This is a genomic window from Flavobacterium sediminilitoris, from assembly GCF_023008245.1.
GTDB lineage: Bacteria > Bacteroidota > Bacteroidia > Flavobacteriales > Flavobacteriaceae > Flavobacterium > Flavobacterium sediminilitoris.
In genome coordinates, this window is sequence record NZ_CP090145.1 from 3776117 (window position 1) to 3789493 (window position 13377).

At 31.0% G+C, this 13377-nt stretch carries 10 protein-coding genes; 1 reads left to right on the forward strand and 9 read right to left on the reverse strand.

Features of this window, described 5'->3' with window-relative positions:
* Positions 1-24: 24 nt before the first annotated feature.
* From LXD69_RS17340 to LXD69_RS17375, 8 genes are all read right to left on the reverse strand, one after another.
* Positions 25-2268: a multicopper oxidase family protein gene (locus LXD69_RS17340; RefSeq protein ID WP_246916305.1), complete on the reverse strand. Its 2244-nt coding sequence runs from the start codon at positions 2266-2268 to the stop codon at positions 25-27.
* 3 nt (positions 2269-2271) lie between these two features.
* The gene (locus LXD69_RS17345; RefSeq protein WP_246916307.1) at positions 2272-4794 is read right to left on the reverse strand and encodes a heavy metal translocating P-type ATPase; all 2523 of its coding nucleotides are present in this window, start codon (positions 4792-4794) and stop codon (positions 2272-2274) included.
* Positions 4795-4874: 80 nt separating this feature from the next.
* Positions 4875-5435, reverse strand: coding sequence for a helix-turn-helix domain-containing protein (locus tag LXD69_RS17350; RefSeq protein WP_246916309.1), 561 nt, complete (start codon positions 5433-5435; stop codon positions 4875-4877).
* An 8-nt stretch (positions 5436-5443) separates the two neighbouring features.
* Positions 5444-6247, reverse strand: coding sequence for a hypothetical protein (locus LXD69_RS17355; RefSeq protein WP_045972147.1), 804 nt, complete (start codon positions 6245-6247; stop codon positions 5444-5446).
* A complete protein-coding gene (locus LXD69_RS17360) occupies positions 6247-6747 on the reverse strand; it encodes a heavy-metal-associated domain-containing protein (RefSeq protein ID WP_246916311.1) in 501 nt (166 codons plus the stop codon). The genes LXD69_RS17355 and LXD69_RS17360 overlap by 1 nt, the downstream gene beginning before the upstream one ends.
* A gap of 3 nt (positions 6748-6750) precedes the next feature.
* Positions 6751-7212, reverse strand: coding sequence for a TlpA family protein disulfide reductase (locus tag LXD69_RS17365; protein ID WP_246916313.1), 462 nt, complete (start codon positions 7210-7212; stop codon positions 6751-6753).
* 4 nt (positions 7213-7216) lie between these two features.
* The gene (locus LXD69_RS17370; protein ID WP_246916315.1) at positions 7217-8047 is read right to left on the reverse strand and encodes a DUF3347 domain-containing protein; all 831 of its coding nucleotides are present in this window, start codon (positions 8045-8047) and stop codon (positions 7217-7219) included.
* A gap of 130 nt (positions 8048-8177) precedes the next feature.
* The gene (locus LXD69_RS17375) at positions 8178-8543 is read right to left on the reverse strand and encodes a hypothetical protein (RefSeq protein WP_246916317.1); all 366 of its coding nucleotides are present in this window, start codon (positions 8541-8543) and stop codon (positions 8178-8180) included.
* A gap of 230 nt (positions 8544-8773) precedes the next feature.
* Here LXD69_RS17375 and LXD69_RS17380 point away from each other — a divergent pair, with 230 nt between their 5' ends.
* Complete coding sequence (locus tag LXD69_RS17380; RefSeq protein ID WP_246916319.1) at positions 8774-10636, forward strand: serine hydrolase; 1863 nt, start codon at positions 8774-8776, stop codon at positions 10634-10636.
* Positions 10637-10680: 44 nt separating this feature from the next.
* On the opposite strand, the gene LXD69_RS17385 is transcribed toward LXD69_RS17380, so the two are convergent.
* Positions 10681-13374, reverse strand: a complete 2694-nt coding sequence (locus LXD69_RS17385; protein ID WP_246916321.1) for a DNA gyrase/topoisomerase IV subunit A — start codon at positions 13372-13374, stop codon at positions 10681-10683.
* Between the last annotated feature and the right edge of the window lie 3 nt (positions 13375-13377).

Sequence of the window (13377 nt, forward strand, 5' to 3'; positions counted from 1 at the left end):
AATATCAATTTTCTTTTTTACTTATTAATAGTTTAAATTAACTCCAAATCCAATACCCATATCGCTATCATAATGAGTTGTTATTCCGATATTTTTACTTGCAATATATTTGAATCCGGTCATATATTCTTTATCTGTATTGATCATAAATGCCATTCGTAATCGCTTTGAAATGGGAATATCTTCACGCATTAGTTGTAATCTAACATTACCATCATGATAAACTTCGGCTTGAAAATTAACCAATAAAGGCAACGTATATACAAAACCTAAACTAGCTTGGATTCGTTTATCTTTTGTACTTTTTTGTCCAAAAAGATTTTCTTCAATTTCTCCAGAATCTAACTTTCGATAACGTGCGTCAAAACCAATAAATGGCATAAACCATTGGTTTCTTCCAATATAACGACCAATATGTGTTTCCGATTCATAACCATGATGGTCATTATAACCTAATCTCCATTCGGAATTTATACTCCAACGCGTGTTTTGCAACATTATTTGTCCGTCATTTCCGTTGGTTGCAAAGTCATTTTCTGCCATGAGATGAAACTGATTGCTTTCGGTTTGCAATTTTTTATAAGCTTTTTCTCTATTCGGTAAATAAGGATTAGGTTGCGAATCTTCGTAACTAAAAACACGATTCATTCCTGCCATCATGTGATATAAAATATGACAATGAAAAAACCAATCGCCATCTGCATTGGCTTCAAATTCTATAACATCTGTCTCCATTGGCATAATGTCCAATACATTTTTTAAAGGAGCATAATCTCCTTGTCCATTTAAAACTCTAAAATCATGACCATGTAAATGCATGGGATGGCGCATCATAGAATTATTATATAAAGTAATACGAAGTATTTCTCCTTTTTTTATCAAAATTTTATCGGTTTCCGCCATTACTTTGTTATCCATACTCCAAACATAGCGATTCATATTCCCGGTTAATTCAAAGCGAAGTTCACGAACTGGAGCCTCTTTTGGCAATGTTGTTTTTGTTGGCGATTTTAACATCCCGTAATTCAAAGTAACAACATCAGATGCAGTTGAATTCATATTGTGTTTTGAATGATCCATTCCTTCCATATTCATTCCTTCATGCTTCTCTTTCTTTGTTTTTTGACTGTTTCCTGTAATTTCAGGATACATCACCGTATTCATGTCCATTTTTTGAAAACTCATATCCATTCCCATGTCGTCCATAGTTCCATCCATATTCATCATATCATTCATCATTTTCATCCCTTCAAAATATTTTAATTTTGGCATTGGACTCACTAATTGCTTAATTCCTTTACCTATATAAATAGAAGTAGATTTTGTTCTATCTTCTGGAGTTGCTAAAAATTCATACGAAGTATTTTCGGCAGGAATTGTTACAATAACATCATACGTTTCTGAAACACCAATAATTAATCGGTCAACTTCTACTGGTTCTACATCATTTCCATCATTGGCTACAACAGTTATTTTTCCACCTGCATAGGTTAACCAAAAATAGGATGAAGCACCACCATTAGCTATTCGTAAACGAACTCTATCTCCTGCTTTGAATTGAGATAATTGACTTTCATGTTGTCCGTTTATTAAAAACGTATCATAATACACATCACTAACATCCATGGCAAGCATACGTTTCCATTCGTTTGTCAATTTTGTCTTAAAATGCCCTTCTCGAATAGCTTCAGCATAACTTTGGGTTGTTCCCTTTTTTATGGCAAACCAATCGGAAGCGTTATGCAACATGCGATGTACATTGTTTGGATTATAATCTGTCCATTCACTTAATATTATTGGAACTTGTGGAAGATCATCAATTCCAGTTCTAAAAGTTGGGTCATCTTGTTTTTTCTTTAAAATTAAAGAACCATACATTCCTATTTGTTCTTGCATACCACTGTGACTATGATACCAGTGTGTTCCTGATTGGATAATTGGAAAACGATATACATGTTCGGTTCCTGGCTCAATAGGCATTTGTGTTAAAAACGGCACACCATCTTCTTTATTAGGCAAATACAATCCGTGCCAATGTAAGGATGTTGATTCTTTCAATTCATTATACACATGAATTTCTGCAATATCACCTTCTGTAAATGTTAGCGTTGGCATTGGAATTTGACCGTTTACTGCAATGGCTCTTTTTTCTTTTCCTGAAAAATTTACAATGGAATCCCTAACATGCAAATCATATCGCACCACATTTTGACTAAAAATTGATGCTGTTAGTAATAGTGCGAATAGTAAATAATATGTTTTTCCCATTTTTTAAATTTTTATGGTTCGCAATCGTAATGCGTTTGCAATTACTGATACTGAACTTAAACTCATTGCTAATGCTGCTATCATAGGAGAAAGTAATAATCCAAAAACTGGGAATAAAATTCCTGCTGCTATTGGAACTCCTACTGAATTATAAATAAAGGCAAAGAATAGATTTTGTTTGATATTTTTCATTACAGCATGACTTAAGTTTTTTGCTTTCACAATGCCTTGTAAGTCTCCTTTTACGAGTGTAATTTTAGCACTTTCTATAGCAACATCTGTTCCTGTTCCCATTGCTATTCCTATATCTGATTGTGCCAATGCAGGAGCATCGTTTATTCCATCTCCAGCCATGGCTACTACTTTACCTTTTGCTTGTAATGCTTTTATGTATTCCAACTTGTCTTGTGGTAAACAACTCGCTTTAAACTCGGTTAAACCTAAGTAATCGGCAACTGATTTTGCTGTATTTTCATTGTCACCTGTTAGCATTACAACCTCAACTCCTTGGCGTTTCAGTTCTTGAACAGCTTCAAGACTAGTTTGCTTAATTGCATCAGTAATGGTAATATAGCCTACCACTTTTTTATCAATTGCAATATATGAAACTGTTTTTCCTTTCTTTTGTTCTAAAATTACTTCTTTTTCAATTTCAGAGAGAACTTGAATTCCTTCTTGTTCTAGTATTTTTTTATTTCCTAAGCTTATTTTTTCTTGATTTATAAATCCTATTACACCTTTACCTGTGATGGATTCGAAATTTTCTACTTTAGAAAAAGTTACATTTTTAGATTTTGCAAAACGAACTACTGCTTCAGCTAATGGATGTTCGCTATTTTGATTTAAGGAAGCAATTTTGCCTAAAATTTCATTTTCTAATCTTTCTTTAACTACAATTTTTTCAACAGATGGTTTTCCTTCAGTTAGCGTTCCCGTTTTATCGGTAATTAAAACATCTATTTTGTCCATTTTTTCAATGGCTTCTGCATTTTTAATTAACACTCCTGATTTCGCTCCTTTTCCTACTCCAACCATAACCGACATAGGTGTTGCTAATCCTAAAGCACATGGACAAGCGATGATTAATACTGCAATGGCATTCACAAAAGCGTAGACTAGCTTTGGTTCTGGTCCGAATTGCCACCAAACTATAAACGTAATTACTGAAATTAATACTACAACAGGAACAAAATATTTTGCTACCTTATCTACTAAATTTTGAATTGGAGCTCTTGAACGGCTAGCATCGCTAACCATTTGAACTATTTGTGACAATAACGTTTCGGATCCTATTTTTTCAGCAATCATTAAAAACGATTTTGTTCCGTTAATTGTTCCTGAAGTTACTGTGTCGTCTATTCTTTTATCAACAGGAATGGGTTCGCCCGTAATCATGGATTCATCAATAGTACTATTTCCTTCAATAATTTTTCCATCAACTGGGATTTTCTCTCCTGGTTTTACACGAATAATATCTCCTTTTTTAATACTGTGAATGGCAATAACTTTTTCTTCTCCATTATTTACTAAAGTAGCTTCTGTTGGCGCTAATTTTAATAATTCTTTAATTGCTCCACTTGTTCTACTATGTGCTTTTGCTTCAAGCAACTGTCCTAATAAAACTAATGTTAATACAACTGCTGTAGCTTCAAAATACAAATGAACAGTTCCTTCTGATGTTTTAAATTCTGATGGAAAAACAGATGGAAAAAGCATTCCAATAATACTAAAAACAAAAGCGACTCCTGTTCCAATACCTATTAAGGTAAACATGTTTAAGTTCCAATTGATGATGGATTTCCATGCTCTTTCAAAAAACATCCAACAGGCATAAAAAACAACTGGAATAGTCAATATAAATTGAACCCAATTCCATTTACTTAATTCCATTATCTTAAAAAGTGGATTATTTGGAATCATTTCTGACATGGAAATAATGAAAATAGGAATTGTAAAGAGAGTTGCAATTTTCATTTTATGCCATAACTTCTTGTATGCTTCATTTTCTTCGGAATCCGTTGGCTCCATTGGCACTAAATCCATTCCGCAAATAGGACAACTTCCAGGTTCATCTTTAATTACTTCTGGATGCATAGGACATGTATATTGTACTTTTTGAGTCAATACAGGTTGTTGTACTAAATCCATTCCACAAACAGGACAATCACCTGCTTTATCATAGACTTTATCACCTTCACAATGCATTGGACAATAATATTTCCCTGCTTGATGATTATAGCTTTGCTCTTGATGATTGTGTTCTTTTTTTACTGATGAACAACAACTTTTCTTTGGTGTCTCTTCAGAATGATTGTTTAATAATGAAATTTGATATTTACTTTCTTTTCCGCCCAAAGCTTCTTGTAAAACATTAAGTTCTACATGGTTTGACATGGTTATAGTAACTTGTTTTTCTTCTTTTGAAACGTTAACCTCTTTTACATTTGGAACTTTAGACAAGCTCTCTTTCACTTTAGCTTCACAACCTGAACATGTTACTCCTAGTATTTGATATTTATGAGTCATACTTTTTGCTTTTTAATACTACAAATTTCGGAATACTAAAAACGAATGGTTTACACAATTATGGATTAGATTTGCAAAATTTATAATTGATCTATTTGAATTCGTTTATTCTCTTTGAGCTTTTTAAAGTATGATGGTGAAAAGCCTGTCACTTTTTTAAACTGATTACTCAAATGCGCACTACTACTATAATTTAATAGGTTAGCAATTTCGGTCAGCGATAATTCATCATAAACGATTAGCTCTTTTACTTTTTCAATTTTAAGATTGATAAAGTATTTTTCAATACTTATTCCTTCAATATCTGAAAATAGATTACTTAATTTACTATAATCTTGACGAAGTTTGTCTTTTAAGTAATCTGATATATTTACATTGATATCGTTGTTCTTATTTTGAATTAGGTCTATTAAAATATTTTTTATTTTTTCAATTATTTTACTATTTGTATCATCTAAAATTTCAAAACCAAATGGTTCTAATTGCTTACTAATTTTCTTTTTTTCTTCAATAGATATTGGTTTTGATAGGGTAACTTCTCCTAATTCTATAGAAAGTATGTTAAGCCCGAGTTTTTCTAACTCAGACTTAACTACTAGGATACATCTACCGCAAACCATATTTTTAATGTATACTTTCATAGTGTAATTTATAAATTAAAAAAAGTATATTCAAAGTTTAGATAAAAGCCATTAGGTGCTGTTCTTTGCATTGAATTTATTAATTCTCTTTTATAGGCTAAATCAATTCGTGCTTGACTATTTATAATAAACTGAATGGCTGGAATTACATCTAAATAGGATTTTCCGTTTTCATTTATCGTTTGCCCAACAAATTCTAGCATTAAATTAATATTTGTTTGTTTATAATTAGTGTATTTTTTGGGATACATTAATTTTCCAAATGACAACGTATAATTTGTTGCGTTATTTCCTAAATTATCTGGAAATGGATTTTCTGAACCATTATTGAATACTTTTTCAAAACTTACAGATGAACTAATTGCTATTTTATGAATTAATTTTGTGGCTACAATTCCTGCTTCAAAACCACCATTTTGTCCCATAATTTCTATCTGTTCTTGATGAATTGGACTATTATTAAAACCCAATCTTCCGTATGCTGCCATTCTAAAATGACTGTTTAAATCGTCAGAAGAGAAGAATCTATATTTTGAGTATATGTTTGCTCCTGAAAACTCAAAGTTTCCATTTCTATTACTATTAAAGATAGTTCCTCTAAACATTAGGTTTTTATTTAAGCCATACGTTACTTCTGGATTAAAGCTATAATTGTATTTATTATCTATAGTTCTTTCAAAAAATGTATTTGCTAAGCGAATACTTAATGAATTGGTAGGAACATTACTTGCTGGATCTGTTACTACAAATAATTCTTGCGCTTTACTATTTTGAAAAAAGGTTATAACAAAAATAATCAATATTTTTTTCATTAGTTTACAACTTTAATATGAAAAACATCTTTTGTATTTGAAAGGTATGTTTCAATATTTTTATATTTTTTAGCTAATTTTTTAAATTCTTTGTCTGTTACATATCCTTTATCTAAGATTTGAATTTGTACTTCTTCATTTGTGCTTATTTTTTTGTCCTCAATTAGTACAAATGATTTATCGTTAAGTACATTTTCTGAATTTGTTGTAAGAATAAGTGATCCAATAAAGAAACCTGCTTTTTCAACGCTTTCTTTAAACACATTTGGATTTATTGTGTTTCCTTCTTTAAGTGTAACAATAAAAGTATTTGTATTTAAATCAGTGTCTACTTCTTGTACTTCTGGAAGGTTTTTAAGTTGTTTATTAATTGCATTTGAACACATAGAACAGGTTAGTCCTGTTGCTCTAATTTCTGCTTTTGCTATTTGAGCATTTAAATTATTACTCATCATGATTATAGTAATAATCATGGCTGTTTTTAGGATGATATTTTTCATTTCTTATTTTATATAATTAGTTATTTCTTCTTCAGTTGGGTTTATTGCTATTAATTTCCCTTCTGAATTGAATAAAAAAGTTGTTGGAAGTTCTTCAACACCAAACAAAAGTGCGGTTTCTGCATTAAATCCTTTTGGATCTATAAGTTGTGCGTATTTAATTTTATCTTTTAAAATGGCTTTTTTCCATTTTTCTTCGTCTTTATCAACGGATATGCCAACGATTTCGAGTTTATTATGATCTATTTCATCATATAATTTTACCATCTTTTTATTTGCAATTCTACATGGTGCACACCAAGATGCCCAAAAGTCAAATAATATCCATTTCCCTTTAAACTCATTACTATTAACTTCTTGATTTAAAGTATTTTTAAGCGTAAAAGAAGGTAACTGATCTCCTATTTTTATTTGAGCTTGCATTCCTATTGAAAATAGAAATACTACGATCATTATTTTATTCATTCTATTACTTTATTGTTTCAACTACTTTTCCACATGAAAGCATTTTGCTTCCATAATATGGATTTTTAACTGTACTTTCTTTACTTAACCAATTTGCTCCTTTTCCATTATTTGCCATTGGACAATGTTGAATGTAAATTGGCGATTGAAATTTTGAAACTTTTATAATATCATAGATATCATTCGATAATGTTATGAATTGTTTACGTTGATTATCTATATCTTTTGAACTCGAAATGGCTTTGGTTGTTTCTTCTATTGCGTTCCTTTTTTTCATCCAAACCATGTGAACATCATTTGCTAATACTTTCATATCAACTGCATTTATAGCTGCAATAAGTTCATTAGAAATAGTTGTTGATTTAGATACATCACTCATAACCAAAGCATCTTTTAATATGAAATATTTTTCAAAAACAGTGGTTAATTTTCCATCTTCTTGTTGCATTGTTTTTTCTTCAGAGTGGTGCTTTTCTTCTTTTACAACTTCTTTTGATTCTCTATTGTATTGACAACATCCGTGTAAATTATCATACACATCATTAGGCGCTAGAAATTTTTCATTATCATAACCTGCAAGTGCTATTCTTTTTAGAATTTCATCTTGATTTGTTTTTTTTGAATCAAAAGTAATTTCTGCTGTTTTAGTTTCTTTATTCCAATCTACGTTTGCTACCTTTTTAAGGTTTCCTGCTTTTTCTATTGTAGATTTACACATTCCACAGTTTCCTGATATTTTAACTGTAGCTGTTTTTGCATTTTTAATTTGTGCATCGCAAGCGATGAATGATAACATTGAGAATGCTACCATGAAAATTTTTAATGAATTTTTCATTATATAAGATTTTAAAAACAAATAAGTGATATTTGTTTTTATTAGTAAAATTTTAAATTGTAATAAATAGATAGTGTTGAGCAGAAAAATGCTCAAATTTTGACAGAATATGGGCTGTCATGAAAAGGAGTTAACCTATTTTAGGAGGAGACCAAATAGCATAAAAACCAAGAGTGATAGGTTTTTCTAAGTAGCTAAAGTTGGTTCTTTTATCTTGAATAATTAAAGTTGGTTCTTTAATTTCAAAAGGATAAATTGATAAAATACTTGAAAAAACTAGGGAAACACTACAACTTGAATTGTTACAATTTCCATTACATCCTTCTTTTTCTGATTTTGTTTTATCACAACAACTTTTCTCTTTTTCTAAAGATTTTTCTACTTTACAACAAGATTTTTCTTTTTGTGTGGATTTTGTAGTGCAAGCATAGGCTTCTGTTGGACTCAAAAAGAATCCAAGAGTTACAAATAACACTATGTAGAAAAATCTTGTCATAATTAGGATACAAAAGTATAATAAAAAATATATAAGTCTGTTAAAGATAAGCAAAATATTAATCTAAACTTAATGTAATTTATCACTAATTATAGTATAAACTACACCAAATAAAAAAGGGAATACCCCCTTAATAAAAGGTATTTGTACTCTTTCCTAGCATTAAATATGAGTTTACATTTGTCTCATAAAAATAAATACCTAAAAAAGTCTAATTAACAATAAAAAAAATGAAACAATTATTTAAAAAAGAAATTCTAGTAATAATACTATTATTTATTACTGGAACAATGTCTTCGCAATTTGTTGCAAGACATGCTATGACACCAGCTCAATATCAAACCGAATTTAACAACCTAAGTGCAAAGGGTTATAGAGTTACTTCATTATCAGGCTATACTAGTAATGGTAAAGAATTGTATGCGGCAATCTGGAATAAGGTAACTGGACCAGCTTGGGCTGCTAGACACGGAATGTCATCTACGGAGTATCAAAAAGATTTCAATGATAAAGTTAGCAAAGGATACAGACTTGTTTGTTTATCAGGATATGGTGTTGGAAATCAAGCAAAATTTGCTGCTGTTTGGGATAAAAGCTCAGGAGGAACTTGGAAAGCAAAGCATAATATGACAGCTGCTGATTATCAAAAAGCTTTTAATGATAATAGCAAAGCGGGATACCAATTACAACAAGTTTCAGGCTACGTTGTGAATGGAACAGAATATTTTGCCGCTTTTTGGGAAAAGAAATCAGGTTCTATAATAGCTAGGCATAATCTAAATTCAGCTGATTACCAAAAAGCTTTTAATGACTTTACCAGTAAAGGATATCATTTAAAATGTGTTAGTGGTTATCAAAAAGGGCGCACTGATTTATATGCTGCTATTTGGGAAAAATCTACATATCCTTTGGCAATGGCTAAACATGGTTTGAGTAGAAAAAACTACCAACATACATTTGACAACTTATATTATCAAGGATATGTACCTGTTTTTGTAAATGCATTTGCTTCAAGTGGAGCGGATAATTATAATGCTATTTGGACTAATAAGGTAATGAAATCTGCTGATATTAATAAAATGGATAACGCTGTTGAAAACTACATGTCTACACAAGGAGTAAATGGTTATTCTTTTGCCGTTACTAAAAATGGAAGATTAGTTTTTGCAAAATCTTATGGATATGCTGATAAAGCAACAAATGAAATTATGTCACCCAATCATTCTATGAGAATAATGAGTGTATCAAAATCAGTAACTGCAGCTGGAATTATGAAACTTTTGGAACAAAACAAGATTAGTATGAATCAAAAAGTCTTTGGTCCAAACAGTATCTTAGGATCTAAATATGCTACTCCATCTGATAAAAAGAAACTAAATGACATTACAATTTCACAATTATTACATCATACTTCAGGATTAAGATCATGCAATGGAGAAGCAGAATTTTGGAATAAAGACAAAACTTATGATGACACCATGAAAATGTTGTTAAAATCATCTGATTTACTAAAATTTGATCCTAATACAAAATATTCTTATTCCAACACTGGTTATTTTATTTTAGCACTAGTAATTCAACAAATAAGTGGTCAATCTTATGAAAACTTTATCAGAACAAATGTCTTGAATCCAGCTGGTGTAGGATCAGGAATGTATGTTGGTTTAGCTAATGGTAGTGTAAAATCTAATGAAGCACATTATACTCCAGCAACCAAACAAAATATGCAATTATGGGCAGGTTTTGGTGGTTGGGTTGCCAGACCTATTGATCTTGTGAAGTATTTAGGAAAAGTAGACGGAAGTACTCCTCCTACTGACATTATAAAGGCAAGTACACATGCAATACTAACACAAAACACTCCTTTATCACCAAATTATGGTTGTGGTTGGACAATTTCAGGTGATAAACAAAGACACAACGGAGCGCATGGAGGTTCTAGATCATGGTTGGCAGAAATTGGTGATGGTTATAGCATTGCAATAATCATTAATAATGCACCATCCAATGATGATAATCTTAGTAAACTATTAAATGATATTTCAACTGCGGTTAAAAGTGTTTCTGCCTTTCCAAGTTATGATTTATTCTAAAAAAGTAAAAGGCTGTATCAAAAGATACAGCCTTTTACTTTTTTTTAATCTAGAGACAAAGTGATTTGACCATCATCATCTAAATCTGTTTTTACATCATCAGAAACTGATTCTTCATCTGTGACTTCCATCTTTTCTGGTTCAGGTTCTACTGGTTCTTCAAAAGGAAGTGGTTCCAATAAGTTAATTTGTTTTACTTTATCTGCCGTTAATTGGTTCCCCAAAGCTTTAATTCCTTTCAATGCAATAAATTCTTCTAGATTTACTTGCAAAGTTTCTTTTTGAACTCCTTTTACTTTGGCAAAAATAACCTCAGCCATTGGTTTCCAGTCGGTGGAAACAATCTCTAATTGAGATTTCTCATGTTCAGTAATAAAAATTTCTTCTTTATTTTCATTTTCAATTACAAAACGTTTTACATAATAGCGTTCCTTTTCACCATCAAAATAAATAGCTGAAATGGGTTTATTAGGTTTCCATTTTTCTAAAACCACCATATCTTGATCAAAATGAGTGGTTAATTCTGGAATAATGGTTTTTAATTTTCCTGATTGGTTAATGATTAACAATCTATCATTTGGTTTGAATTCTCCTAACAATTCTCCTCTTCCATCTACATTTAAACGTTGAACTGTTTCATCAAACCATATTTTTCTTGGTCGTAGCGTTGAAATTCCTTTCTCTTTTAATTCAATTTTCTTAATTGGATATTTTGAAACTGAATTCCCTTTGGATCCTCTACCTTTTATTAAAATGTCTGCAAAATCTAAATCCCATTTTAGTTTTTTAATACTGCCTACTTGGCGTAACAAAATAGTTACCACTTCAGCTTCTCCATTAGGATTGTGAGAAAAATAAAGAATTTGTGATCCTGGTTTTTCTTGTGTAATATGATATTCTTTATCACGTGTTACACCTGAAACATTGAAACGCTTTACAAAGGTTGCGCCACTTTTTCCATCTCTATATATGACATTATAAATGGTTCTCTTATCGTTTTTATCAAAAATTGCCACATGAATAATGTCTTTACCTATAAATTTTTTATCATCAACTTTTGTAACAACCATTCGTCCATCTCTTAAAAAGACAATAACATCATCAATATCAGAACAATCTGCTACATATTCGTCCTTTTTAAGTCCAGTTCCAAGGAAGCCTTCTATCTTATTAACGTATAATTTTGTATTTCTTAATGCTACTTTTGTTGCTTCAATAGTATCGAAGCTTCTTAATTCTGTTTGACGTTCACGTCCTTTTCCATATTTTTCTTTTAGTTTAGTAAAAAAAGTAATGGTATAATCAATGATATTTGCCAAATCGTGTTTTACTTGTTCCATTTCTGCTTCTAATTTCGCAATAGCGTCATCGGCTTTATCGGAATCGAAACGAGTAATACGAATCATAGGGATTTGCGTTAATTTTTGCAAATCGTCATCGTGAATATCACGAACTAATAATTTTTTAAATGGTTCAAATTTTTTGTATAAATATTCGTAAAGACTTTCTCTATCGCTATATAATTTAAAGTCAATATACATTTCTTCACGAATGAATATTTTTTCTAAAGTTGAAAAGTGCCATTTGTTTTCTAATTCGTCTAATTGAATTTCTAGTTCACGTTTTAATAAATTGACTGTTCTGTTTGTTGAAATTTTCAACATATCAGAAACGCCAATAAACAATGGCTTATTGTTTTCAATAACACACCCTAAAGGAGCAATAGATGTTTCACATGCTGTAAATGCATACAATGCATCAATCGTTTTATCTGGAGAAACACCAGATGGTAAATGAATGACGATTTCAACTTCTGCTGCTGTGTTATCTTCAATTTTTTTAACTTTGATTTTACCTTTATCATTCGCTTTCAAAATACTATCTATTAAAGAGGAAGTATTTGTTGAAAACGGAATTTGAGTAATAACTAAAGTAGATTTATCTAGTTGAGAAATTTTGGCACGTACACGTACACGACCACCACGTAATCCATCATTATAATTAGACACATCTGCAATACCGGCAGTTGGGAAATCTGGATATAAAGTAAATGGTTTTCCTTTTAATATTTTTATTGATGAATCAATTAATTCATTGAAATTGTGTGGTAAAACTTTTGTTGATAAACCAACGGCAATTCCTTCTGCTCCTTGTGCTAAAAGTAGTGGGAATTTAACAGGAAGATTTATAGGTTCTGCACGACGACCATCATAAGAAGTTCCCCATTCGGTAATTTTTGGAGAATATAAAACATCATGACCAAACTTAGAAATACGAGCTTCAATATAACGAGAAGCCGCAGCGCTATCACCTGTAAGGATATTTCCCCAGTTTCCTTGCATATCGATAATTAGGTCTTTTTGCCCAATTTGTACCATTGCATCACCAATACTGGCATCACCGTGAGGATGATATTGCATGGTGTGTCCAACAATATTCGCCACCTTGTTGTAACGACCATCATCTAGTTCTTTCATGGAATGCATGATTCTACGTTGCACAGGTTTAAAACCGTCTTCAATCGCTGGAACCGCACGCTCTAATATTACATAAGAAGCATAATCTAAAAACCAATCCTTATACATTCCAGTTACTTTTGTAATCGTATCTTCTGGATTTTCGTTGTTTTCATAGAAATGATGTCCTGATGTTTTTATATCATCAAAACCTTCTGTTTCTTGCGATTCACTTCCTGATTCTTGTTCTTCTGGGTTTGTATTTTCTTCTTCGTCTTTCATGTA